The sequence below is a fragment of the Paenarthrobacter sp. DKR-5 genome (assembly GCF_018531425.1).
Classification (GTDB): Bacteria; Actinomycetota; Actinomycetes; order Actinomycetales; family Micrococcaceae; genus DKR-5.
Window position 1 is genome coordinate 328,952 of record NZ_JAHBOI010000002.1, and the last position, 23,297, is coordinate 352,248.

Consider the following 23,297-nt stretch of genomic DNA (forward strand, 5'->3'; position numbering starts at 1 on the left):
ACGCAGTGACAGCAGCAGAAGTTGATATGAAGAACCTTCCGGGGGCCCACCACGTGGCGGAGGAGCTGTCTGAAGCCGAGTGCTGGGACCTGCTGGGCGGCCAGCTCGTCGGCAGGTTCGCGTTCCTGAGCGGAAACCGGATCGAGGTCTTTCCGGTCAACTACGTCGTGGACGACGGCATCGTCTATTTCCGGACGGCGTCGAACGGGGCGATTGAACGCGCGATGCCGCGGGACAGCGCGTCCTTCCAGATCGACGCGTTCGACCCCGCCCACGCCGCGGGCTGGTCGGTGCTGGTGAGCGGCCGGGCCGAGCGCATCCTCGATCCGGCCCGGCTGGTCGAGCTGTTCCGCCTGCCGATGGAGCAGCCGTGGGCCGGCGGCCTGCGCGTGGCGTTCATCGCCGTCCGGCCCGTCACGGTAACCGGCCGGCGCGTGCACATGAAGATCTGACCTGCCGGAGAGCCGGCTCCTGCGCGCCGAAGCCTAGCTGCGGGTGCCGCCCGGGCTTTCCGCTGCGGCCCGTTCCAGGGTCGTCTTGGCGAGCAGCTCCGCGACGACCTGCGACACCAGGTCCTCCTTTTCGCGGGATTCCGCGTCCTGCTGCTGCTGGACCTCCACCCGCGCCGCCTGCCACGCGGACCAGTGGCCGGAGACGAGCGCCCACAGGGACAGCGCGGACACGTACACCACCGAGTTCAACCACCCCATCACCAGCGAGAAAGGGATCATCACCAGCCAGAAAACGGCCAGCCAGCCGTTTACCCGGCGCATGAACACCGGATCACCCTGGACCATCGCCCAAAGACTCTTAATGGGTCCCACAAAACCTCCCTCTCCGTGCGGCCGACAGGTGCGCGGGCCACGATGATGCTACCTGATCAGCCTGCTTCCTTCCCGCAGTGGGAAGGGCCATACTGGGCCAGTGAGTTCATCCCGCACCGCCACCCGCCTTGCTGCTCCCGCAGAGCCGGTCTTCCTCGTCGAATGCATCGCCTGCCGGGCCGCCACCACCGTCCCGGGGCACTGGAGCAGGTTCCGGGTCACCGCTACCAGAATGAACCACCTGTACGACTGCCTCTTCGACCAGGTGCAGCCCGGTCCCGGGTGCCCACCCATCTACCGGAGCGTCGCCGAGGCCGGACCTGTGGTCCGCTTCGGACGGCTGATCTAGTCCCGGCCGGCCTGCCGCAGAACGCGAAATGGGGCGCCCCCAAGGGGGCGCCCCATTTCGTGCGGATGGACCTTAGTCGTTCTTGAAGGCGTCCTTGACCTTCTCGCCGGCCTGCTTCAGGTCACCCTTAGCCTGGTCGGTCTGTCCTTCGGCCTCCAGGCCCGGGTCGTTCGTGGCCTTGCCGGCAGCTTCCTTGCCCTTGCCGCCCATCTTTTCGGCGGCGTTGTCGATCTTGTCACCCAAACCCATGGTGGTCCTCCAATGGTCTGTAGTACCCGCCGGCCGGTCGCCGGTAGGTGGTACATCCATAATAACTAAGCTTGCTGAGCAATCAAGGACCACGTGTGCCGGCATGGCTGCACCGGCTTTGCGCAGCTGCGGCGGCTGCCGTTCCGCGCGTCCGGGGCGGGTTGGGCCGGGGACGCGCGGAACACCTGCTCAGACGCGCTTGCCGCGGTTGAGAATAAACAGCACAATCGCGATCACAAGCAGGATCGGCGCAACCCACAGGAGGAAGCTCACGGCCTTGACCGTGCCGCCGATGATGAAGAACACGATGGCAACAATGGCTACGATCCACAGCAGTGTGTTCATTGGTCCAACCCGCCTTATTCGTTTATTCGGGGCCCCGATGCAGGGGCTGGACGCATGGTATCGCCGCGGCGCCCCGGACACCATAGGTGGGCCGGTTCCCGCAGGCATCCGGCCCTAGAACTGCTGGCCGCCGACGTCGACCCTCCCGTTCGCCGCGAGCCACCGAAGAGCCTCCTGCAGCGCCTGCAGCGAGCTGTACCGCGGGGCGTACCCCAGGATGTCCCGCGCGCGGTCGATGCTCGCCGCGATGCTGCGTACGACATGCTCCCTGGTCGTCATCGCGTGGTCCGCGCCGGCCCGCGCCTCGAACTCCGCCCAGTCCACCAGGTCGAGCACGGGTTCGCGGCCGAACCAGGCCGCCGCGCCCGCCGCCAGCCCGCGCAGCGTCATCGCTTCGGCGGACACCACGTGGAAACTGGAGCCCACGGCGGCCGGGCGGGTGAGCGCCCGCTCGAACGCCTGCGCGACGTCGTCGGCGTGGACGTGATGCAGGATCCCGAGGCCCTGGTCCGGCAGGGCGAGCGGCTCGGACTGTGCGAGCCGGGCCCAGACAGCCGGGTCGAGGTTGCCTGCCGGGTTGATGACCTGCCACCCGGGCCCGGTGATGTGGCCGGGGTGCAGCACAACCGCCGGGACGCCGCCGCTGCGCGCCTCCCGCAGCAGCAGTGCCTCAATCTCCGCCTTGCCCGTTCCGTACTCGCCGAACGGGGTCCGCGGTTCATCCTCGGTGACCGGCACGCGCAGCGCCGGTCCGTGCACCCAGATCGAACCGCAGTGCAGCAGCAGCGGGCGCGAGGGACGCAGTGCGTCCACGAGCTGGCGCGCTGAACCTGCGGTGAAGCAGATCAGGTCAATAACGGCGTCGGCCTCGAGCGCGGCGATCCTGCTGCCGAAGCTGCCTTCCGCGTCCTCCGCTTCCCGGTCCACCGCGACCTGCTGCACCGAGGCCCACTCGGGGGCGGGCTGGTAGGGCTCCCGGTTTCCGCGGCTCAGCGCCACGACCTCGTGCCCCGCGCGGACCAGGCGCGGCACCAGGTACGTTCCAATGTGGCCGGTGGCTCCAATGACGGCGACTCTCATGGGCACGGTCCTTCCTCTCGATGCGGAGTCATCACCATGGCACACGCGCGTGCCGCAGGCGAGGGGCCGCCACAGGACGGACGCACGCCGGCGCTATGCCGCGGCTCCCCGGCCGGCCAGCTGGCGGATGAGGCCGAGGCCGGCGTCGCTGCCGGGCCAATGACGTTCCAGCGCGGCGTCCCCGGCCCGGCGGATGACCGAGCGCAGCACCAGCGCGACAATGATCACGTCGTCAGCGAAGCCGATGACGGGCAAAAAATCGGGCACCAGGTCGATCGGCATCACCAGGTACCCCAGCAGCAGCGCCACCCGGACCCTCACCCCTCGCGGCACGCTGCGGTCCGCGACGAGCCGGCGCAGCAGCACGAGCAGGTCCGGAAGCAGCCGCAGCGCATCCTTGAGGTTCACGGTGTCCGGGTGCCGGCGGGCGTACAGGGCCAGCAGCACCAGCATCACGGCATAGAGCAATGCGACACCGCCGACGACGGCGATCAGCACGTCCCAGAGGTTCATTCGGTTCCGGCTATGGTCACGGGGCGGCACTCTCGCTGAGGTCAGTGGTGGAAGGCAGGCGTCTGCCGTTGGGACGGCATCGGCGATTCGAGCCCGTCCAGATAGGCTACTTCCTTCTTCAGGTCCGCAAGGAAACTGCCGGCCAGGTCGCGGGTGAATCCGTTGCGCACCACCACCCGCTGGACGGTCAAGTCGGCCAGGGAATCCGGCATCGGGTAGGCGGGAACCAGCCACCCGTTCATCCGCAGGCGCTCCGAGAGGTGGTGCAGGTTCCAGTTCCGGGTGTAACCCTCCCGGAGCTGCCAGGCGAAGACAGGGATGTCCGAGCCGTCATTCCACAGGGTGAAGGCCTCCATTTTGCCGATTTCACCCGATAGGTACAGCGCGACGTCACGGGCTGCGCCCTGCACCGCGGCGTAGCCTTCGAAGCCGAGCCTGAGGAACAGGTAATACTGCAGCAGCACCTGTGCGCCCGGGCGCGAGAAGTTCAGCGCGAAGGTCGGCATGTCCCCGCCGAGGTAGCTCACGTGGAAGATCAGGTCCTCCGGCAGCGCCTGGCTGTCGCGCCACACGACCCAGCCGAGGCCCGGGTACACGAGCCCGTACTTGTGCCCCGAAGTGTTGATGGACGCCACCCGCGGCAGGCGGAAGTCCCACACGGTCTCCGGCTGCAGGAAAGGTGCCACCATCGCGCCGGAGGCGCCGTCGACGTGGATCGGCACATCCAGCCCGTGCCGGGCATGGATCCCGTCCAGTGCCGCCGAGATGGCCTCCACCGGCTCGTACATGCCGGTGTAGGTCACCCCCATGATCGCCACGACCCCGATGGTGTTCTCGTCGACGTACCGTTCGAGACCGTCGCCGTCGAGCACCTTGTGGTCCAGCGAGATCGGCACGTAGCGGGCTTCGACGTCCCAGTAGTTGCAGAACTTCTCCCAGCAGACCTGCACCGCGGAGCTCATCACCAGGTTGGGCTTGTCGGCCGGTTTCCCCGCGGCCCGGCGGGCATGCTGCCACCGGCGCTTGAGGGCAAGCCCGGCGAGCATGCAGGCTTCGGAGGAACCGATGGTGGAGGTGCCGACCGCCGACGACGGGTCAGGCGCGTTCCACAAGTCGGCGAGCATCCGCCAGCACCGCGTCTCGATCGCTGCCGTCTGCGGGTACTCGTCCTTGTCGATCATGTTTTTGTCCACGGCCTCGGCGTAGAGCTTCGCGGCCTCAGGCTCCATCCAGGTCCCGACAAAGGTGGCCAGGTTCAGGCGGGCATTGCCGTCCAGCATCGCCTCGTCGTGCACCACCTGGTAGGCCGTCTCGGGCAGGGACTCCTCGGCGGGCAGAGTGAACCGGGGAAAGGTGCTCGCCTCCCCCGGCCGCGTGAAGAGCGGGTTCACTCCGACAGCCTTGCCCGACTCGGTGGCTGCCGACTTCCGTCCTGCTCTCATATCGTTCCCTTCGCTGGCGGTGGCCACACTGGCTGCCGGGTCGCCTCCACGGTAACCCGCTCCGCTTGGCCCCCCAAGCCCTGTCCCTGCGGGCGGGGCGGTGCCATCATGGTGCGCAGCGGATCGCCGCGGTCCGCCGTGGAATCGGGTGAGTGAAATGAAAGCGCTGCCAAGAATCGGAACCGTGCTGCTGCTCGCGGCCTCCCTGACCGGACTGGGCACCGGCCTGGCCGGGTGTGCCGGCCAGACGGCCGACGGCGGGGCGAGCCAGTCCGCCGCCGCGGCCAATACCATCACCATCAAAGGATTCGCCTTCCAGGCTCCGGCGTCGGTGGCGCCCGGGAGCCAGGTCACCGTCAAGAACCTGGACAGCGCCGCGCACACTGTCACCGCCGACGACGGCAAGTCCTTCGACGCGCAGGCAGGCGCCGGCGGCGGAACCGGAACCTTCACGGCGCCCAGCAAGCCGGGTTCCTACCCGTACCACTGCACCTTCCACCCGGACATGCACGGGGTACTTGTCGTCAAGTAGCGGTGCTCCCGGGTGACAGATGCCCGGGCCGCGGCAAGAATGGGCCTCATGCATCTGCCGCTCCTGCCTCCTGTCTCCCCGATGCTCGCCAAGCCTGTCGCCTCCATCCCGGACGGGGATATGAGCTTCGAGCCGAAGTGGGACGGCTTCCGTTCGATCATCTTCCGCGACGGCGAGGAGGTCGAGATCGGCAGCCGGAACGAGCGCCCGATGACGAGGTACTTCCCGGAACTGGTCGAGGCCGCCAAGAGCTTCCTGCCGCCGCGGTGCGTCGTCGACGGCGAGATCGTCGTCGTCTCCCCCCAGGGCGACCGGCTGGACTTCGAGGCCCTGCAGCAGCGGATCCACCCCGCCGCGAGCCGCGTCAAGCTGCTCTCCACGCAGACTCCCGCCCTGTTCGTCGCCTTCGACCTGCTCGCTCTCGACGACACTGACTACACCGGCCGGCCCTTCGCCGAGCGGCGCGCCGCGCTGGAGAAGGCCCTGGCCCCCGCGCAGCCGCCGATCCACCTCACCCGGCGCACCGTGGACAAAGCTGTCGCCGAGCAGTGGTTCCACCAGTTCGAAGGGGCCGGGCTGGACGGGATCATTGCCAAACCCCAGGACGGCACCTACCAGCCGGACAGGCGGACCATGTTCAAGATCAAGCATGAGCGCACGGCGGACTGCGTCCTCGCCGGCTACCGCGTGCACAAGAGCGGCGCCGACCGCATCGGCTCGCTGCTGCTGGGCATCTACGACGCCGACGGCGTCCTGGCCAGCGTCGGCGTCGTCGGCGCGTTCCCGATGAAGCGGCGGGAGGAGCTGTTCCAGGAGCTGCAACCGCTGGTGACGACCTTCGACGAGCACCCGTGGGCCTGGGCCAAGCAGGAGGAAGGCAACCGCACGCCGCGCAACTCCGAAGGCAGCCGCTGGAGCGCCGGGAAGGATCTGTCCTTCGTCCCGCTGCGGCCGGAACGGGTGCTGGAGGTGCGCTATGACCACATGGAGGGAGCGCGGTTCCGTCACACCACCCAGTTCGTGCGCTGGCGCCCGGACCGGGACCCGCGCAGCTGCACGTACGACCAGCTGGAGGAGCCGGTCAGGTTCGACCTGGCCAGCGTCCTCTGACGGGCAGCTACTCCCCGCGGTAGGCCGCCGTGAGGGCGGCGATGTCGAGCTTGCCCATCGTCAGCATGGTTGCCATCACGCGCTCAGATTTCGCCGCATCCCGGTCGGCGAGCATCTCGGTGAGCACAGGCGGGTTGATCTGCCAGGACAGTCCGTATCTGTCTTTGAGCCAGCCGCACTGCCCCGGCTCGCCCCCTTCGCCCAGCTTCTCCCACAGCTCGTCGATTTCGTCCTGCGTCTCCGCCCGGACGGAGAGCGAGATTGCCTCGGTGAACCGGAACGCCGGCCCTCCGTTCAGGGCGAGCAGTTCGAGGCCGTCCAGCGTGAAGCTCACCACCATCACGGTGCCGGCAGGGCGCGGGGCGCCTTCGGGATAGCGTGACACGTTCGTCACGGACGAGTTGGGGAAGACCGAGACGTAGAAGTTGGCCGCCTCCTCGGCCTGGTCGTCGAACCACAGGAACGGGCTGATGGTCTGCACGGAGACTCCTTCGTGGGCTGCGCGGGAGGGATAAGGATGCCCCCGGCCGCCGGCTCCCGCAAGAGGCGGAGGGCGGCCACCGCGGCGTCGCTTTGCGTTCACCTCACCGTCCCGTGTCGGCACCCCTGCCGTTCCCCGGGCCTGCCTAGCGTGGCTGGATGTGAACAAGAAAACCATCCCCATTGTCATCGGAACCGTTTCCTGCGTGCTGGTCGGCGGGGGTGCAGTCGCAGCTGTCTCCACCTTCGCCGGCCCGCACGACGACGGCACCGCCATCACACCCATGGGCATGCGGGTGACGCCGGCGGGCCAGCAGACCACCTTGGGGGACCTGCCGCTGAACTCCGCGCTCTCCCCAGACGGCAGGAAGCTCCTGGTCAGCAACAACGGCCAGGGCACCCAGTCGCTGCAGCTGGTGGACGTCGCCGACCACGAGGTGGAACAGACCATCCCCTACAAGTCCCCGGAATCGCTCTACATGGGGCTGGCGTGGAGCCCGGACGGCACCAAGGCCTATGCCAGCGCCGCGGCCAACGCGAAGATCCGCACGTACAGCTACACCGGCGGAAAGCTCACCGAGGGTGACCCCATCGCGCTGCCCACCAAGACGGCCGACGGCAAGTCCTTGAACCTGTTCCCCGCGGGCCTGGCGGTCAGCGCCGACGGCAGGCGCCTCGTCGTCGCCGACCAGCTGGCGGACGCCGTTTCCGTCGTCGACCTCGGCACCGGTAAAACCACCACCACTCCCGCCGGCCACCGCCCGGCCTACGTCGCGCTTTCCCCCGACGGCCGCACCGCCTATGTCACCAACCAGGGCGGTTCGGATGTCTCCGTCGTCGACGTCGCAGGGGCGGAGCCGAAGGTCACACGCACGCTTCCGGTGGGGCTGCACCCAAACAAGTCCGTGCTCTCCAAGGACGGCAGGACCCTCTACGTGGCCAACGGCGACGACGACACCGTCTCCGCCGTCGACACGGCGGCCGGCACCGCCGCCAGCATCAGCGTCTCCCCGGAACAGGGCGCTCCCGTGGGCACCAACCCGACAGGGCTCGCTCTGGACGAGGCCGGTGGGCGGCTCTTCGTGAGCAACTCCGGCAACAACGACGTCGCCGTCGTCAGCCTGGCCGATAAAAAAGTCGCCGGCCTGGTGCCGGTCGGCTGGTACCCGACGTCGCTCGCCTTCGCCCGCGGCCAGCTCCAGGTCACCAACGCCAAGGGCCTCGGCGCCGGACCGAACGACGGGCCGGGGCACCCGAACCCCGAGTCCACCGCCAAGACGGCGGAGAACCAGTACAGCGGCTCCATGATCGCGGGGACGCTCAGCAGCTTCGAGGTCCCCTCCGGGGGCCAGCTGCAGAAGGCCACCGAGCAGGTCAAGCACAACAACCGGCCGGACACGGCCCACGGCGAAGTGATTCCGCGCCGTCCGGGCCAGGCGAGCCCGATCAAGCACGTGATCTATGTCGTGAAGGAGAACCGCACCTACGACCAGGAGCTGGGAAGCCTCGGCAAGGGCAACGGAGACGCAGCCCTGAACCTGTTCGGCGACGAGTCGGCGCCGAACACCCGCGCACTGGCGAGGAAGTTCACCACTATCGACAACTTCTACGCCGACGCCGAGGTGAGTGCGAACGGCTGGAACTGGGTTGCTTCGGCGAACTCCAACCCCTACGCGGAGCAGATGTGGCCGGCGAACTATTCCGGCCGCAAAGCCCCCTACCCCAGCGAGGGCAACGCACCGGAAATCGCCGCGCAGCGGCCGGACAACACGTATGTCTGGCAGCGGATGGCCAAGGCCGGCGTCAGCTTCCGCAACTACGGTTTCTACGTCAACAACAACCAGGGCACGTTCAACGCCTCGGACCCGGTCCTCGACGCCTCGACGGACCACAACTACCGCGGCTTCGACCTGAACTGCCCCGACACCGCGGGCACCTTCAAGCCGCTCAACGACAGCTGCGGCACCCCGCGCATCGACGAATGGGCGAAGGACTTCCAGTCCCGCGTGAGCGCAGGAAACGTCCCTTCGGTGCAGCTGCTGCGCCTGCCCAGCGACCACACGCAGGCCACCAAGGCCGGGGTTCCGACGCCGAAGGCGTACGTCGCCGACAACGACTATGCCCTGGGCAAGCTCGTGGACACGGTGTCGCATTCGTCGATCTGGAAGGACTCCGCCATCTTCGTCACCGAGGATGACGCCCAGAACGGCTCCGACCATGTGGACGCGCACCGCACGCTTGCCCTGGCGATCAGCCCGTACACGCAGACCGGCAAGGTCGACTCGACGTTCTACAGCACCGCCTCCATGGTGCGGACGATCGGTCTCATCACGGGACTGAAGCCGCTCACCCAGTTCGACGCGTTCGCCACGCCGATGAGCGCCTCATTCACCGCCAACCCGAACACCGCCCCGTACACGGCGATCAAGCCGGGCTACGACATGACCACCATCAACGGCGCTGACGCTCCAATGGCCAAGCTGAGCGGCGCGCAGGACACCACCAGCGAGGACAGAATCAACGAGCAGGCCTACAACCAGGCCATCTGGAAGTCGGTCCGCGGAGCCGGTTCGGCAATGCCGGCCCCGCAGCACCACGTCATCGGTTCCGGTGCGCAGGCGGCGCCGGCCGCCGGCCCGGACTCGGACGGCTGATCCCCCTCCCTTCCGCAGGGGCGGCTGCTTTCGGGCAGCCGCCCCTTGTGCTGTACCGGTGACTGTCCGACGCCGTCTCGTTGCCTGCCGGGGAGGCTGTCACGGCTTGTCCCCAGCCGGGGCTGGTACAACTACGAGGTGGTCCGGTCGGTGAGCGGCTGGACGAAGCGCGAGAGGTAACCCGACTTCGATGTTTGCCAGTCCCCTGATAGTCACTCTGATTCTGGCCCTTCTAGGGTGCGGGGCTCTTTGCAGCGCCTGGTCCGTCGCCCGGCGGCCGGCGCCGAGGACGAGGGTCGATGTGGCGGCGCTCGTGGTGATCTGTGCTGTGCTTTCGGCCGTTGTCCTGGGCTGGGCGGCCTACGCTTTCGCAGGGCTGGCTGTCCTCCTTGTGGCGGCCTTGGCCTGGTTCATCTTCCGCGCGGTGTCCCGGCGGCAACCCGGCAAACCGGCAACAGCCGTGGCCGTGTACCGGGTGATGCTCACGCTGTTGGCCGGGTGGGTCCTGGTCGGCGCGGCCCGCAGCGGGATGTCGGCGGCAGACCACCCGGCCCACCAACTCGGCGTGATCATTGTCGATCTGGGTGCAGCGGTGGCGCTGGTCATCGCGGCGTCGGGCTGGCTGCTTGCCGCTTTCGCCGTTCCCGAGGACAGTAAGTCGGTCCGGGTTCCGGCGCTGGTTGCCGTGGGCCAGGCCGCCGTCGCCGCCGGCATGGCGGTCTCCCTCTACGCGATTTCCTGAGCAGAAGCGCCGCCTCAGCCGGCCGCGGCCCCCTGGCAGGTTGCCTGGCTGCCGGTCTGCCCGCTGACGCCGGGCGGCAAAGCAGGCGCGGCAGCGCGGGCGGACGGCTTTGCCGTTGTTCCGGACGTTGCCGCGGCCGTTGCCGCCGAGGTTGCCCCTGCCGTCGGAGCGGGAACCGGCCGGGCGGCCGGAGCCGGGGCGGCGAGGGCCGAGGTGATGCTGGTGTCCGCGATGACCGCACGGAACAGCCGGTCCGCGGCGTCAGCCTGAAGCTGAACCCTGTTCGGGTCCAGCGTGTACGGCTCGTTGGGCACCGTAATGAAAGCGACATTCTGCGGGTCAATGTTCTTCAGCCGGTCCGCCAGGCCGAGGAGGGCCGGGATGCTGGCCAGTGACTTGTCCACGGTAAGGTTCTTGGTCACCGTGTCCGCGATCGCGTACAGCTTGGGAAGGTTCGTCAGGGTACCTTCGCCTTTGATTTTCCTCACCATGGAAGCCAGGAAACTCTGCTGCGCTTTGATCCGGCCCAGGTCCGAGCCGTCGCCGAAGCCGTGCCGGGTTCGCAGGAAGGCGAGAGCCTGCTGGCCTTGGATGCTGCTGGTGCCCTTGGGGATGTTCAGTCCGGACAGCGGGTCGTTCACCGCCGCAGTGACGCAGACGGGCACCCCGCCCAGGGTGTTCGTCAGGTCCACCACCGCGTTGAAGTCGGCCACGAGGAAATGCTGGAAGGTGACTCCTGTCAGGGCTTCAATGGTCTTCACCGTGCAGGACGGCCCGCCCTCCTGCAGGGCCAGGTTGATCATCTGGCCCTCCAACGGACCGGTCACCCTGCCGGAACGCGAGTCGGTGCATCCCGGATAGGGCGCCACCGTGTCCCTGGGAATGCTGATCACGCCCGCGCTCCTGCGATCCGCGGAAATGTGAACAATGAGGATGACGTCCGAGTTTCCGTAGCCGCTGGAGTCGTTGACGGACCCGTAGGCGCCGTCGGCGCCGGCACGGGTGTCCGTGCCGAGGACGAGGATGTTCATCGGCCCGTCGTTGACTATTGGTTGCGCGGAGGAACCCGGTCGCGCCGCGACGACGGCAACGTGGGTCTGCCCCGGCTGGAGCAGGTCCTCGGAACGGATGTTGTGCTGCAGGTTCGCGTAGCCCACTCCGGCCACCAGCGCTGCAGTAACGGACAGTGCCGACCCGGTGAGCAGCCAACGGCGCTTCGCGTGGCTGCGCCGGCGCAGATGCCGCGGTCCCTGCCGTCGTTCCACGCCCCCCGCACCTTCCATGGACCACTCCTTCAACCCCGTCAGCCCAGTGGACACCGAACCCGCACTTTGGGTGCAATTATCCCGATCCAACCGAAAAAAAGCTGGGAAAGTTGAAAGGAATACTTGCGCGGCGTGGCCACGCGGGGAGCTCGCGACTGCGCCCACGGTGAATTCCCGGTGAACGCTCGCTGAAGCAACACCCTTTCGGCCCCGCACCGTAACCTCACAGTGATCTAATTCCGTGAGTGAACTTCACAAGACGCAACTTTCTGACCGCTGCCGGATCGGCCGCCGCCGCGGGCCTGGTCGCGGGAAGCGCCCCCAGCGCCGCGAACGCTGCCGCGGCCCTGCCCGCCCCTGCGTCCTCCGGCATTGACCACATCATCGTCCTGATGATGGAAAACCGCTCGTTCGATCACTTCCTCGGCTGGACGCCCGGTGCGGACGGCAGCCAGTCGGGCCTGAGCTTCATCGACCGCTACGGAATTCCGCATTCCACGCACCATCTGACCGACTTCCAGGGCTGCGGCCACCCGGACCCCGACCATTCCTACGAGGGCGGCCGGATCCAGTTCAACAACGGCAGGAACGACGGCTGGCTGCGGGCGGGCGAGAACGACGAGTTCGCCGTCGGCTACTACACCTCCACCGATCTCGACTTCTGGCGCCAGGCCGTTCCGGGCTGGACGGTCTGCGACCGCTACTTCGCTGCCACCATGGCGGAAACCTACCCGAACCGCTTCTACCAGCACGCCGCCGCGACGGACCGGACCCACAACTCGACGGCAACCAGCACGCTCCCCACGATCTGGGACCGGCTGGCAGCTGCCGGAGTGGACGGGAAGTACTACTACAACGACATCCCTTTCACGGCGCTCTGGGGCACGAAGTACATGGGAATTTCGCACCAGTACTCCGAGTTCCTCGCCGACTGCTCCGCCGGAAAGCTGCCCGCCGTCTCGTTCGTCGACCCGCGCTTCACCGATGAGTCATCGGGCACCTCCGGCGACGATCACCCCCACGCCGACATCCGCTCCGGCCAGCAGTTCCTCGCCGAGGTCTACAACGCCGTGACCACCGGCCCTAACTGGGCGAACACCATGCTGGTGATCAACTACGACGAGTGGGGCGGGTTCTACGACCATGTTGCTCCGACGACGGCGCCGGACACCAGCGCGGACACGGCCCTGCGCGGCTTCCGCGTGCCGGCAGTGGTCGTCTCCCCGCGGGCCCGCCGCGGCTACGTCGCCCACGACGTGTACGACCACACCTCGGTCCTGAAGGCCATCGAGTGGCGCTTCGGCCTGGCGCCGCTGACTCCGCGGGACCAGGACGCGCGCAACATCGCGGAGGTCCTCGATTTCGGCAGCGCACCCAACCTCTCCGCATCCCGCTACTCGGTGCCGGCGTTCGTGGCCGGAACTCCGTGTTCGCCGGTCGGGCCGCCGCCGGAAGAAGAATGGTCGGGACTGAAGCAGAAGGCAATCGCGGACGGATGGAAGCTCCCATGAGAACGGAAAACAACCTGAAGCACCGGCTCACCGGCACGCTGGCGCGCCGCGCCGCCGTCGTCGCCCTGGTCCTGCTCGGCGCGGCGTCGGTCGGTTATGGCGTCTCACAGCCGCAGGCGCAGGCGAGCGTCGCAACAGCGACGGGCAGCACGGGCTACCTCCCCGGGGCCCAGCACGTCTTCGTGATCAACCTTGAGAACAAGGGCTACGACAAGACCTGGGGCGCCGGTTCCGCTGCCCCCTACCTGTCGACAACGCTGCGCAACCAGGGGGTGCTGCTCAACCAGTACTACGGCACCGCCCACAATTCCCAGCCCAACTACGTGGCCGAGATCTCCGGCCAAGGGCCCAACGCGCAGATGCAGGCCGACTGCCAGACGTATTCGCCGTTCCTCCAGACCGGGACGGTGGATCCCGGCCAGGCCGTCGGTGACGGCTGCGTCTTCCCGGCCGGCGTCCCCACCGTCGCCGACCAGCTCACCACGGCCGGCAAGACGTGGAAGGGCTACATGGAGGACATGGGCACCCCGTGCCGGCACCCGGCGTTGGGCGCCATCGATGACACGCAGAAGGCCAGGGTCGGCGACCAGTACGCCGCGCGGCACAACCCGTTCGTGTACTTCGCCGGGATCACAGGTTCGCCCGACTGCGCAAAGAACGACGTCGACTTGAGCGCGCTGCAGACGGACCTGGCCAGCGCCGCGACGACGCCGAACCTGTCCCTGATCACCCCGAACCTCTGCCATGACGGCCACGACTCACCCTGTGTGGACGGCCAGCCAGGCGGCCTTGCCAGCGCCGACGAGTGGCTGAAGCAGTACGTCCCGATGATCACGTCCTCGCCGGCGTTCAAGCAGGACGGCGTTCTGGTCATCACGTTCGACGAATCCGACGGACCGCAGTCCGACTCGAGCGCCTGCTGCGGCGAAGGGCCGGGACCCAACGCCGCCGAGCCGGGCATCACCGGCATGGGCGGCGGACGGGTAGGCGCCCTGGTGCTCTCCCCCTTCACCAAGGGCGGCACCTGGTCCACCACGCCGTACAACCACTACAGCCTGCTGGCCAGCATCGAGGACACCTTCAAACTGCCCTACCTGGGCTACGCGGGCGCTCCGGGGCTGAACCGCTTCGGCCTCGACGTCTACAACGCGGGCGTCTAGTTCCGGCCGGAGGATCGGCGTGTCTGCCCGGCGGCAAGCCGGGCAGACACGCTCTCACAACTGAGCGTTGCGCTCCTGCGAGACCGGCAGCCATCAATCGTCCCCCAACAGCCGAAGGTCGGTGACCGCCAGAGAGAGACTATGACGGGCGGCCGGGTGAGTTCAAGGGCAGACCGTGAAAACGGGCCCTTCGGCACTTCCGCGGCGGCTGCGACCATAGGGGCCTCTACCCGGCCGGGGATGCGGCATAGAATCGAGCATGGTTCGCGCTGACGGTGTGGAAATTGAACGCAAGTACGACGTCGATGAGTCGGCCCCGCTGCCTCCTTTGGGGGTGTTGCCGGGTGTGGAGTCCCTCGCGCCGCCCGAACCGCAGTCGCTGGACGCGACCTATTTCGATACCGAGGACCTCGCTCTGGCCGCGCAGCGCATCACCTTGCGCCGGCGCACCGGCGGCGACGACGCCGGCTGGCACCTGAAGCTGCCGCTCGCCGACGGCGCGCGGAAGGAAGTCCACGAGCCTCTGGGCCGGGACGCGAAACGGGTCCCGGACGCCCTGCTGGACCTGGTGCGGGTGCACGTGCGTGACCGTCCGGTGGTGCCGATTGCCCGGCTGCGGAACCAGCGCACCGTGCACCGGCTGGTCGGGCCCGACAACACCGTGCTGGCCGACTTCGCCGATGACCGGGTCAAGGCCGAAGTGCTGCTCCCCGAACCGGCTGAGTCCAGCTGGCGGGAATGGGAACTGGAACTCGTCAGCGGGCCCGAGGATCTGCTGGAGGCGGCCGACACCCTGCTGGCCGCGTCCGGCCGATACCCGGCGGCGCTTCCGTCCAAACTCGCGCGCGCCTTGGGCAGCCAGTTCCCGGCCGGGCCCGCACAACCGGCGGTCCCGAAACGCAAAGGGGCTGCGGCCGATGTGCTGCTCGGCTACGCCGCACACCAGCTTCGGGCCCTGAAGACCCACGACCCCGGTGTGCGGCAGGACGAGCCCGACGCCGTCCATCAGCTGCGCGTCGCCGCGCGGCGGCTGCGCTCGGTGCTGGCGTCCTCGCGCAAGCTGGTCGAGCCGGAAACGGTGGAGCACCTGCGCGAGGAACTGCAGTGGCTTGCCGGCGCCGTCGGCGAAGCCCGGGACACGGAGGTCATGCGCGAACGGCTGGCGCAGATGGTTGCCGAGGAGCCCCCCGAGCTGGTCATGGGACCGGTGGCCCAGGCCATCAACGAGAATCTTGGGGCGCGCTACCACGCGGCACGCCTGGAGGGACTCGAGGCGCTTGGAAGCCAACGGTACTTCGACCTGGTCTCGAAGCTGGAGGCCTTCCTCTCCGAGCCGCCGCTGACGGACCGGGCCGCGGCACCGGCCGCGGCGGCCACCGCCGCGCTCGTCGACGCCGACCTAAAAAAGCTGCGCTCCGCCGTCGCCGCCGCAGAGGCTGCCTCAGCGGACGCCCGCGACGCGGCTCTTCACGAAGTGCGCAAGAAAGCGAAACGGCTGCGCTACTCCGCCGAGGCCGCCGTCGTGCTGCACGGCAAACGCGCGGCACGCCTCTCCAAACGTGCCGAAGCGATCCAGGACATCCTCGGGGCCCTGCAGGACAGCGTGGTGACCCGCCAGTTCCTGCGCGAGCTCGGCGCCCACGGCAACCGTTCGGGGGCCAACGGCTTCACCTTCGGCCGTCTGCATGCCAAGGAGGAACAGCGGGCGAAGGACGCCGAAGCCGCCTTCACCAAGGCCTGGAAGCATTTCAAGGCCAAGCCGCTGCCGCGGTAGGCCCAGGACAGCCGAGGTGAGCGGCCACGAGAGGTTGCCCCGGCGCCGGGCCTGGGCGGAGAAGGCCCGCCGGGGGTGCGGACCGCGCTCTCGTACCGGCCCGGCTGGCTGGCCTCCGATCTGGCCGCGGGCGCGGCGCTCAGTGCGGCGCTGATCCCGGCCGGCATGGCCTATGCCGAGGCAGCAGGGCTGCCGGCGGTGACCGGGCTGTATGCCTCGGTGGTGCCGATGCTGGTGTACGCGGTCTTCGGCCCCTCGCGGGTGCTGATCGTGGGTCCCGATTCCTCCCTCGCCCCGATGATCGCCGCCGCCGTGCTGCCCCTTGCCGGCGGGACGCCGGAGCGGGCCGTCGCCCTGGCCGGCGTCCTCGCGGTGCTGATCGGCCTGTTCCTGCTGGCCGGGCGGCTGTTCCGGCTCGGCTTCATCACCGGCCTGCTCTCCCGGCCCATCCGCGTCGGGTACCTCAACGGAATCGCGTTGGCTGTCATTGTCAGCCAGGCGCCGCGCCTGTTCGGGCTCGCAACGCCCTCCGGGTCGCTGGCGGAAAGCGCCGTTGCCACCGTCCGGGCCGTGGCTGCCGGCGCGGCAAACCCCGTCGCTTTGGCCTTCGGCGGCGGTTCCTTGGCGCTGATCGTGCTCTGCCGCGTTCTGCCGTGGCGTCTTCCCGGCGTCCTCATCGCGGTCGCGGCTTCCACGGGCACCGCCGCCGCCCTCGCGCTGGGCAGCGCCCTGCCCATGGTGGGGGCGCTGCCCCGCGGGCTGCCCTCCCCCGCGCTCGGAGCCGCGGTTCCGGGTGACGTCCTGGCGTTGCTTGCCCCCGCGGCCGGCATCGCCCTGATCGCTTTCGCCGACACCTCCGCGCTGTCGAAGAGCCTCGCGGCGCGCCGGGGAACGCCGCTTGACGGCAACCAGGAGCTGGGCGCGCTGGGGCTGGCCAATCTCGCGAGCGGTGTGCTGGGCGGCTTCCCGGTCTGCGGCAGTTCCTCCCGGACGCCGGTGGCCCTGGACGCCGGCGCCCGGACGCCGCTCAGCGGTGTGGCGGCCGCGGCCCTGGTGGTCCTGTTCATGCTGGCCGCCCCCGGCGTCACCGCGTATCTGCCCGCGAGCACGCTGGCCGCCGTCGTCATCGTTGCCGCAGCCTCACTGGTGGACCTGCGCTCGTTGCTGCGGCTGGCCCGCATGAGCCGCACCGAGACCCTGCTGCTCGTGGCGGCCTTCCTGGGGGTCGCTTTCATCGGGGTGCTCCAGGGCATCGTGGTGGCCATCGTGCTGTCATTGGCCGTGTTCGTCCGGCGCGCCTGGGACCCCTACCGGACCGAACTGGCCGAGGTGGAGGACGTCCCCGGCTACCACGATCTCGGCCGGCACCCGGAAGCCCGCCGCGTGCCGGGACTGGTCATCGCCCGGTTCGACGCCCCGCTCTTCTTCGCCAACGGGGCGGTGTTCGCCGAGCACATCCGCAGCCTCGTGGAACAGGCCCCCGGCCCGGTGCGGTGGGTGGTGGTCGCCGCCGAACCCATCACGGACCTGGACACCACCGCACTGGACGAGCTGGTGGACCTCGACGACGAACTCGCCCGCCGCGGCATCAGCCTGGTGTTCGCCGAGATGAAGGGACCGATCAAGGACCGGCTGATCCGTTTCGGGGTCAGCGCCAGGTTCGGTCCGGACCACTTCTTCCCCACGGTGAGCAACGCGGTGCGCACCTACCGGAAGACCTTCGACGCCGGGTAGCAACAGGCCAGGTAGCAACAGGTCAGGTAGCTTCAGGCCGCGGCGTGCGCGGCCACGTAGCCAACCAGTCCACCGACTGTGGCGACCTTGGCGTAGTCGCGCTCCGGAATGTCCACCCCGGCGTCCTCCGCGAGGACCTGGACGAGGCGCAGGAAGTCGAGGGAGTCCAGTTCCAGGTCCTGGCGCAGCCGGGCGGAGTCCTCAAGGTCGGCCTCCTCGACGTCGGGGGCCACCTTGCCGATGGCGGCGGCCACGGCGGTGCGCGCGTCCAGCTCGTTCATAACTCCTCCGGTTTCTGCAGCAGCTCGTCGATGACGGACAGGAACCGGCCGCCGCGCAGCCCGTCGCTGACGCGGTGGTCCGCCGAGAGGGTGGCCACCGCGGCGGGGCGGATGCCGAGCATCCCGTCTTGCGCCCAGGGCTGTTCGCTCACCCGGCCGAAGCCGACCATCGCCACCTGCGGCGGGTAAATCACGCCGAAGACACTCTCCACGCCCAGGTCCCCGAGGTTGGTCACCGTGATGGTCGGGTCCGCCATTTCGGCCCGCTGCAGCCGGCCGCCCCGGGCGCGCGCGACGAGGTCGCGCAGCTGCTCCATCAGTGCGTCGACCGGGAGGCTGTCCGCGTCGTGGATGGCGGGAGCCACCAGGCCGCCGCGACGCAGGGCGACGGCCACGCCGAGGTGTACCGAGTCGCTGGGGCGGAAGGCACCATTGGTGTAGAAGCCGTTCATCTCCGGAACCTCGCGGGCCGCCAGCGCCGCTGCCTTCAGCAGCAGGGCGGAGGGAACCAGCCGCGCGGAAACCGGCCGCCGGGCGTTGACCTCCTGCATCCAGCCGACGGCGGCCCGCAGGTCCAGCGTGGTGCTCAGATAGTAGTGCGGGATGGACTTCTTGGACTTGGCCATCAGCACGCCGATGGCGTGGCGGAGCCCGGCGGCGCGTTCGGCACGTTCCGCGCGGTCGGCGCCGGGCACCGCTTCCGGCGCCCGTCCGGCGGGCTGAGGCCCGGCCGGGCGGGGTTCCGGCTCCGCGGCCGGTGCTGCAGCCGGCACCGCGGAGCGCACATCCGATTCGGTGACCGCGCCGTCCGGCCCGGTGCCCGGCACCTTCGCCAGGTCCACGCCGAGTTCGGCTGCCAGCCAGCGGGCACGCGGCGAGGACCGGATGCGGCCGGTCTCTTCCCGCTCCGCCCCGGACGCCGTCCGGGGCGCCGGCCGGGGCGCCGGCCCTGGCACTACTGGGACTACTGGCACGGTTACGGGCGCTGGCACGGTTACGGGCGGGACCGCGGCTGCCGCTGCGGCGTGTTCGACGTCGCTGCGGGTGACGGCGCCGCTGCGGCCGGTGCCCCTGATGCGGCCGGTGTCGACGCCCAGCCGGTGGGCAAGGTGGCGCACCGGCGGCGGCGCGGCGGGTCGCGCTTCCGCCGCGGCGGCTCGCGGTTCCGGTGCCGGCGCGGCGGCGGGGGTCTGGGTGATGCGGGCGAGCGGGCCCCCGACCGGGACGGTGGCGCCGACGTCGGCCAGCAGCTCGGCCACCACGCCCTCCTCGAAGGTTTCGACGTCCATCATCGCCTTCTCCGTGTCGACGACGGCCACGACATCGCCCCGGCGCACGTAGTCCCCCGGCTTCACCAGCCACTCGACCACCTTGCCGTGCTCCATGTCCGCGCCGAGCGAAGGCATCCGGAACTCACCCACCCGCACCGACCACCTTGTGCACGGCCTCAACCACGCGCTCAACGGACGGCAGCGCGGCGAGCTCGAGGTGCCGGGCGTACGGCACCGGCACTTCGGCGCTGCAGACCCGGCCGACGGGTGCGTCCAGGTCGAAGAAGGCCTGTTCGGTGATCCTCGCGCTGATCTCCGCGGAGAGGCTGCCGCTGCGCCAGCCTTCGTCCACCACGACGGCCCGGTGGGTCTTGGCGACGGCGGCGAGGAGCGCGGCATCGTCGAGCGGCCGCAGCACGCGCAGGTCCACCACTTCGGCCTCGATCCCTTCGGCTGCCAGCCGGTCAGCGGACTCAAGCACCACAGGCAGTGTTCCGCCGTAGGTGATGAGCGCGACGTCGGCCCCGGCGCGGCGGACTGCAGCCTTGTCGATGTTGACCAGGCCGGCGTCGTCGGCGATCTCGCCGGGCACGTTGTAGAGCGAACCGTGCTCGAAGATCAGCACCGGGTCCGGGTCCTCCAGCGCGGTGCCGAGCATGCCGCGGGCGTCCTCCAGTGTGGCCGGCGTGAGGATCCTCAGGCCGGGAATGTGGGCGTACCAGCCCTCGAGGCTGTGCGAGTGCTGCGCCGCCAACTGCCGCCCGGCGCCGGTGGTCAACCGGAAGACCACCGGCACGTTGAACTGGCCGCCGGACATGTGCAGCAGGGTGGCCGCGTTGTTCACGAGCTGGTCCAGCGCGAGCAGGCTGAAGTTGACCGTCATGATCTCCACGATCGGCCGCATGCCGCCCAGTGCCGCGCCGATCCCGGCTCCGACGAACCCGGACTCGGACAGCGGCGTGTCCCGGATCCGCTCGGGCCCGAACTCCTCCAGCAGGCCCAGGCTCACAGCGAAGCAGCCTCCGTAGCGCCCCACGTCCTCGCCCATCAGGAACACCCGCTCGTCGCCCAGCAGCGCTTCGCGCATCGCGGCGCGGATGGCTTCCCGGTACGTTGTCTTCATTGCGCGCCCCGCTCGCTGTAGACGAATCGGGTGAGTTCCTCCACCGGCTCCGGCGTGCCCGCTTCGGCGAAGTCGACCGCCGCCTGCACCTCGGCGTCCACGGCCCGCTGGACCCGCTCCCACTCGGTGTCCGGAAGGTCTCCGGCCGCCGCGAGGGACGCGTGCAGCAGGCTGACCGGGTCACGTTCCAGCCATTGGGCGACTTCGGCCTTCTCCCGGTAACGCTCCGGGTCGTACATCGAGTGCGCCCGGAACCGGTAGGTCCGCAGCTCCAGGAAGTGCGGCCCTCCGCCGGCGCGCACCGCGTCGACGGCGCGGCGGGCGGCCTCCTCCACGGCAATCACGTCCATGCCGTCCACCGCCCATGCCGCCACCTCGTAGCCGGCAGCCTTCAGCGCCAGGTCGGTTTGGGACTCCGAGCGGCCCAGCGCGGTGCCCATCGCGTAAAGGTTGTTCTCGCAGCAGAACAGCACGGGCAGTTCCCACAGCGCCGCGAGGTTCATGCTCTCGTGGAACTCTCCTTCGGCGACGGCACCCTCGCCGAAGAAGCACGCCGTGACCCTGGACCGGCCGGCCATCTTGTCCGCGAGCGCCAGCCCCACCGCGAGCGGCAGCCCTCCGGCCACGATCGCGTTGCCGCCGTAGAAGCGGGTCCCGGCGTCGAACAGGTGCATGGAGCCGCCCCGGCCGCGGCAGCAGCCCTCCTGGTAGCCGTACATCTCGGCCAGGATCGCCCCGGGGTCGACGCCGCGCAGCAGCGCGTGGCCGTGCTCGCGGTAGGTGGCGACGACGGCGTCGTCGGGCGCGAGAGTGGAGAGCACCCCGGCCGCCACTGCCTCCTCGCCGATGTACACGTGCATGAAACCGCGGATCTTGGTAGCGCTGTAGAGCTCGACGCACTTCTCCTCGAAGCGCCGCACCCTGAGCATCTGACGCAGCAGCTCCCGCGCGTGCGCCGGGTCTGCCGCCACCCGGGGCCCGGCGTCGCCGTTCATGGCCGCCCCTCGATCGTTGAGGTGTCCCCTTCGGGCAGCCCAAGCTCGCGGGCCTTGAGCAGCCGCCGCAGGATCTTGCCGCTGCGGGTCTTCGGAAGCGCCGTCGTGAACTCCACCTCGCGGGGCGCGACCGCGGGGCCGAGCCGCTTGCGGGCGAAACCGATGATCGCCAGGCGCAGGTCCTCGGACGGCTCCCAACCGCGGCGCAGCTCAACGAACGCCTTGACGACTTCCCCGGCCACCGCGTCCGGAATGCCGATCACGCCCGCCTCGGCGACCGCCTCATGCTCCATCAGCGAGCTCTCCACCTCGAACGGGCCGATCAGGTGCCCGGAGGACTTGATCACGTCATCACCGCGGCCGACGAACCAGTAGTAGCCGTCGCGGTCGCGGCGGGCGAGGTCCCCGGTGAGGTACCAGCCCCCGGCGAAGCAGCGGCGGTACCGTTCCTCCTCATGCAGGTAGCCGCGGAACATCGACGGCCAGCCCGGGCGCAGCGCGAGTTCGCCCATGGCGTCCGGGTCCTCCACCAGCACGGCAGCACCGTCCCGGAGCACCGGTTTGCCCTGCTCGTCGCGCAGCACCAGCGCGGCCTCGACGCCGGGGAGCGGCTTGCCCATCGAGCCGGGCCGAATGTCCATGGACGGGTAGTTGGAAATCATGATGCCGCCGGTTTCGGTCTGCCACCAGTTGTCGTGCACCGGCAGGCCAAAGGCGTCCTGCCCCCACATCACCACCTCGGGGTTCAGCGGTTCACCGACGCTGGCAACGAACCGCAGCCGCGACAGGTCATGGCCCTCGGCCCGTTCCGCGCCGGCTTTCATCAGCATGCGCAGCGCCGTGGGGGCGGTGTACCAGACGCTCACCTGCTGTCCGGCCAGGATCCGGTACCAGCGGTCGGCGTCCATCTCCTCCTCGTCCACCACCGCGGTCACGCCGTGCACCAGCGGGGCGATGATGCCGTAGGAGGTGCCGGTGACCCAGCCCGGGTCCGCCGTGCACCAGAACACGTCATCGGGGTGCAGATCGAGCGCGAAGAGACCTGTCGCGTAGTGCGCGGTGACGGCGTCGTGCACGTGGACGGCGCCCTTCGGCTTGCCGGTGGTGCCGCTGGTGAAGTGCAGCAGGGCGGTCTCTTCGGGGCCGGTATCCGCAATGCCGCCAAACGGCGCCGCGTCGCGCATCAGCCCGGCGAAGTCCAGGGTGCCCGGTTCGGGCCGGCCTCCGGCGTCGACCAGCAGGACGTGCTCCAGGTCCGGAAGCGTGTCACGCACCGGGGCTACCTTCTTGCGGTAGAGCGCGCGGGTGGTCACCAGCACGCGGCCGGACCCCAGTTCCAGGCGCTGCCGGACCGGCTCGGGCCCGAATGCGGAGAACAGCGGGCAGAACACGCTCGCGTTCTTGAGCGAGCCCAGCACCGCGACGTACAGTTCCGGCCTCCGGCCCAGGAGGGAGAACACCCGCTCCCCGCGGCCGATGCCCAGCCCGCGCAGCACGCTGGCGAACCGGTCGGTCTGTTCGGCGAGCGCGGCGTAACTGAGCGAGCGGACGCTCCCGTCGGCCCGGATGAAGCGCAGCGCCTCCTTCTCCGCGCGGTCACCCGCTGCGTGCCGGTCCACTGCCTCGTAGGCGATGTTCAGGCCGCGGCCTCCGGGCAGCCCGGACAGTTCGCGCCGGGCCTGGTCCCAGCTGAAGGCGGCGCAGGCCGCGTCGTAGTCGGCGAGGTTGGGGGGTACGGCGAGCGCGGCGGGGTCCTTGTGGATCGTGGGCCAGCGGGTGGCGGACTCGGTTCCTGCCGTCATGACTCCATCGGACGTCCGATGCCCCGGCGGGCCTAGAGGACAAGGTCACCTTGGGGTGTCC

At 69.5% G+C, this 23,297-nt stretch carries 23 protein-coding genes; 10 read left to right on the forward strand and 13 right to left on the reverse strand.

Annotated elements, in window-relative coordinates:
• The first annotated feature begins 5 nt into the window (after positions 1–5).
• Positions 6–452, forward strand: coding sequence for a pyridoxamine 5'-phosphate oxidase family protein (locus KIH31_RS04920; protein WP_214425960.1), 447 nt, complete (start codon positions 6–8; stop codon positions 450–452).
• A gap of 33 nt (positions 453–485) precedes the next feature.
• Here the strand turns inward: KIH31_RS04920 and KIH31_RS04925 are convergent, their stop codons facing one another.
• Positions 486–824 (reverse strand): hypothetical protein, encoded by a 339-nt coding sequence (locus KIH31_RS04925; RefSeq protein ID WP_214425961.1) that lies wholly within the window; start codon positions 822–824, stop codon positions 486–488.
• A 100-nt stretch (positions 825–924) separates the two neighbouring features.
• On the opposite strand from KIH31_RS04925, the gene KIH31_RS04930 reads away from it, so the two are divergent.
• Complete coding sequence (locus KIH31_RS04930; RefSeq protein WP_214425962.1) at positions 925–1,173, forward strand: hypothetical protein; 249 nt, start codon at positions 925–927, stop codon at positions 1,171–1,173.
• A 72-nt stretch (positions 1,174–1,245) separates the two neighbouring features.
• Here KIH31_RS04930 and KIH31_RS04935 read toward each other — a convergent pair whose 3' ends face one another.
• The 5 genes from KIH31_RS04935 to KIH31_RS04955 form a co-directional block, all read right to left on the reverse strand.
• Complete coding sequence (locus tag KIH31_RS04935) at positions 1,246–1,422, reverse strand: CsbD family protein (RefSeq protein WP_214425963.1); 177 nt, start codon at positions 1,420–1,422, stop codon at positions 1,246–1,248.
• 189 nt (positions 1,423–1,611) lie between these two features.
• Positions 1,612–1,767: a hypothetical protein gene (locus tag KIH31_RS04940; RefSeq protein ID WP_214425964.1), complete on the reverse strand. Its 156-nt coding sequence runs from the start codon at positions 1,765–1,767 to the stop codon at positions 1,612–1,614.
• Positions 1,768–1,881: 114 nt separating this feature from the next.
• On the reverse strand, positions 1,882–2,847 hold the full coding sequence (locus KIH31_RS04945) for an NAD(P)-dependent oxidoreductase (protein ID WP_214425965.1): 966 nt from the start codon (positions 2,845–2,847) through the stop codon (positions 1,882–1,884).
• Positions 2,848–2,940: 93 nt separating this feature from the next.
• Positions 2,941–3,360 (reverse strand): YkvA family protein, encoded by a 420-nt coding sequence (locus tag KIH31_RS04950; protein WP_214425966.1) that lies wholly within the window; start codon positions 3,358–3,360, stop codon positions 2,941–2,943.
• Between the two features lie 41 nt (positions 3,361–3,401).
• Entirely contained in the window at positions 3,402–4,802 is a 1,401-nt protein-coding gene (locus tag KIH31_RS04955) for a glutamate decarboxylase (protein WP_214425967.1), read from the reverse strand.
• A gap of 157 nt (positions 4,803–4,959) precedes the next feature.
• Here KIH31_RS04955 and KIH31_RS04960 point away from each other — a divergent pair, with 157 nt between their 5' ends.
• Entirely contained in the window at positions 4,960–5,334 is a 375-nt protein-coding gene (locus KIH31_RS04960) for a cupredoxin domain-containing protein (RefSeq protein WP_250545569.1), read from the forward strand.
• Between the two features lie 48 nt (positions 5,335–5,382).
• The gene (locus KIH31_RS04965) at positions 5,383–6,444 is read left to right on the forward strand and encodes an ATP-dependent DNA ligase (protein WP_214425969.1); all 1,062 of its coding nucleotides are present in this window, start codon (positions 5,383–5,385) and stop codon (positions 6,442–6,444) included.
• A 7-nt stretch (positions 6,445–6,451) separates the two neighbouring features.
• Here the strand turns inward: KIH31_RS04965 and KIH31_RS04970 are convergent, their stop codons facing one another.
• Positions 6,452–6,925 carry a VOC family protein gene (locus tag KIH31_RS04970; RefSeq protein ID WP_214425970.1) on the reverse strand — a complete coding sequence of 158 codons (474 nt, stop codon included), beginning with the start codon at positions 6,923–6,925 and terminating at the stop codon, positions 6,452–6,454.
• A 160-nt stretch (positions 6,926–7,085) separates the two neighbouring features.
• Between KIH31_RS04970 and KIH31_RS04975 the strand changes: the two genes are divergently transcribed.
• Together KIH31_RS04975 and KIH31_RS04980 are read left to right on the forward strand one after the other, a co-directional pair.
• Positions 7,086–9,578, forward strand: coding sequence for a beta-propeller fold lactonase family protein (locus KIH31_RS04975; protein WP_214425971.1), 2,493 nt, complete (start codon positions 7,086–7,088; stop codon positions 9,576–9,578).
• A 301-nt stretch (positions 9,579–9,879) separates the two neighbouring features.
• Positions 9,880–10,320 (forward strand): hypothetical protein, encoded by a 441-nt coding sequence (locus KIH31_RS04980; RefSeq protein WP_214425972.1) that lies wholly within the window; start codon positions 9,880–9,882, stop codon positions 10,318–10,320.
• Between the two features lie 14 nt (positions 10,321–10,334).
• Here KIH31_RS04980 and KIH31_RS04985 read toward each other — a convergent pair whose 3' ends face one another.
• Positions 10,335–11,603 (reverse strand): LCP family protein, encoded by a 1,269-nt coding sequence (locus KIH31_RS04985; RefSeq protein ID WP_214425973.1) that lies wholly within the window; start codon positions 11,601–11,603, stop codon positions 10,335–10,337.
• A gap of 227 nt (positions 11,604–11,830) precedes the next feature.
• On the opposite strand from KIH31_RS04985, the gene KIH31_RS04990 reads away from it, so the two are divergent.
• From KIH31_RS04990 to KIH31_RS05005, 4 genes are all read left to right on the forward strand, one after another.
• Positions 11,831–13,096, forward strand: a complete 1,266-nt coding sequence (locus KIH31_RS04990) for an alkaline phosphatase family protein (protein WP_214425974.1) — start codon at positions 11,831–11,833, stop codon at positions 13,094–13,096.
• Positions 13,093–14,256 carry an alkaline phosphatase family protein gene (locus KIH31_RS04995; protein ID WP_250545487.1) on the forward strand — a complete coding sequence of 388 codons (1,164 nt, stop codon included), beginning with the start codon at positions 13,093–13,095 and terminating at the stop codon, positions 14,254–14,256. The genes KIH31_RS04990 and KIH31_RS04995 overlap by 4 nt, the downstream gene beginning before the upstream one ends.
• Positions 14,257–14,515: 259 nt before the next feature.
• Positions 14,516–16,030 carry a CYTH and CHAD domain-containing protein gene (locus KIH31_RS05000; RefSeq protein WP_214425975.1) on the forward strand — a complete coding sequence of 505 codons (1,515 nt, stop codon included), beginning with the start codon at positions 14,516–14,518 and terminating at the stop codon, positions 16,028–16,030.
• A 75-nt stretch (positions 16,031–16,105) separates the two neighbouring features.
• Entirely contained in the window at positions 16,106–17,764 is a 1,659-nt protein-coding gene (locus KIH31_RS05005) for a SulP family inorganic anion transporter (protein ID WP_307857547.1), read from the forward strand.
• A gap of 32 nt (positions 17,765–17,796) precedes the next feature.
• Here the strand turns inward: KIH31_RS05005 and KIH31_RS05010 are convergent, their stop codons facing one another.
• Genes KIH31_RS05010 through acsA form a run of 5 tightly spaced genes read right to left on the reverse strand, consistent with a single transcriptional unit; the run spans position 17,797 to position 23,236 of the window.
• Positions 17,797–18,045: an acyl carrier protein gene (locus KIH31_RS05010; protein WP_214425976.1), complete on the reverse strand. Its 249-nt coding sequence runs from the start codon at positions 18,043–18,045 to the stop codon at positions 17,797–17,799.
• Positions 18,042–19,466, reverse strand: a complete 1,425-nt coding sequence (locus KIH31_RS05015) for a dihydrolipoamide acetyltransferase family protein (protein ID WP_214425977.1) — start codon at positions 19,464–19,466, stop codon at positions 18,042–18,044. Before KIH31_RS05015 ends, KIH31_RS05010 begins: the two co-directional genes overlap by 4 nt.
• The gene (locus KIH31_RS05020; RefSeq protein WP_214425978.1) at positions 19,459–20,439 is read right to left on the reverse strand and encodes an alpha-ketoacid dehydrogenase subunit beta; all 981 of its coding nucleotides are present in this window, start codon (positions 20,437–20,439) and stop codon (positions 19,459–19,461) included. The genes KIH31_RS05015 and KIH31_RS05020 overlap by 8 nt, the downstream gene beginning before the upstream one ends.
• Positions 20,436–21,434 carry a pyruvate dehydrogenase (acetyl-transferring) E1 component subunit alpha gene (gene pdhA, locus KIH31_RS05025; protein ID WP_214425979.1) on the reverse strand — a complete coding sequence of 333 codons (999 nt, stop codon included), beginning with the start codon at positions 21,432–21,434 and terminating at the stop codon, positions 20,436–20,438. Before pdhA ends, KIH31_RS05020 begins: the two co-directional genes overlap by 4 nt.
• On the reverse strand, positions 21,431–23,236 hold the full coding sequence (acsA, locus tag KIH31_RS05030; protein WP_214425980.1) for an acetate--CoA ligase: 1,806 nt from the start codon (positions 23,234–23,236) through the stop codon (positions 21,431–21,433). The genes pdhA and acsA overlap by 4 nt, the downstream gene beginning before the upstream one ends.
• Positions 23,237–23,297 lie beyond the last annotated feature (61 nt).

Bases quoted from the DNA above. Each gene is read 5' to 3' on its own strand.
- KIH31_RS04935 (WP_214425963.1), bottom strand. From the start codon at position 1,422: ATGGGTTTGGGTGACAAGATCGACAACGCCGCCGAAAAGATGGGCGGC.
- KIH31_RS04940 (WP_214425964.1), bottom strand. From the start codon at position 1,767: ATGAACACACTGCTGTGGATCGTAGCCATTGTTGCCATCGTGTTCTTC.
- KIH31_RS04945 (WP_214425965.1), bottom strand. From the start codon at position 2,847: ATGAGAGTCGCCGTCATTGGAGCCACCGGCCACATTGGAACGTACCTG.
- KIH31_RS04950 (WP_214425966.1), bottom strand. From the start codon at position 3,360: ATGAACCTCTGGGACGTGCTGATCGCCGTCGTCGGCGGTGTCGCATTG.
- KIH31_RS04955 (WP_214425967.1), bottom strand. From the start codon at position 4,802: ATGAGAGCAGGACGGAAGTCGGCAGCCACCGAGTCGGGCAAGGCTGTC.
- KIH31_RS04960 (WP_250545569.1), top strand. From the start codon at position 4,960: ATGAAAGCGCTGCCAAGAATCGGAACCGTGCTGCTGCTCGCGGCCTCC.
- KIH31_RS04965 (WP_214425969.1), top strand. From the start codon at position 5,383: ATGCATCTGCCGCTCCTGCCTCCTGTCTCCCCGATGCTCGCCAAGCCT.
- KIH31_RS04985 (WP_214425973.1), bottom strand. From the start codon at position 11,603: ATGGAAGGTGCGGGGGGCGTGGAACGACGGCAGGGACCGCGGCATCTG.
- KIH31_RS04995 (WP_250545487.1), top strand. From the start codon at position 13,093: ATGAGAACGGAAAACAACCTGAAGCACCGGCTCACCGGCACGCTGGCG.
- KIH31_RS05000 (WP_214425975.1), top strand. From the start codon at position 14,516: ATGGTTCGCGCTGACGGTGTGGAAATTGAACGCAAGTACGACGTCGAT.
- KIH31_RS05010 (WP_214425976.1), bottom strand. From the start codon at position 18,045: ATGAACGAGCTGGACGCGCGCACCGCCGTGGCCGCCGCCATCGGCAAG.
- KIH31_RS05020 (WP_214425978.1), bottom strand. From the start codon at position 20,439: ATGAAGACAACGTACCGGGAAGCCATCCGCGCCGCGATGCGCGAAGCG.
- pdhA (WP_214425979.1), bottom strand. From the start codon at position 21,434: ATGAACGGCGACGCCGGGCCCCGGGTGGCGGCAGACCCGGCGCACGCG.
- acsA (WP_214425980.1), bottom strand. From the start codon at position 23,236: ATGACGGCAGGAACCGAGTCCGCCACCCGCTGGCCCACGATCCACAAG.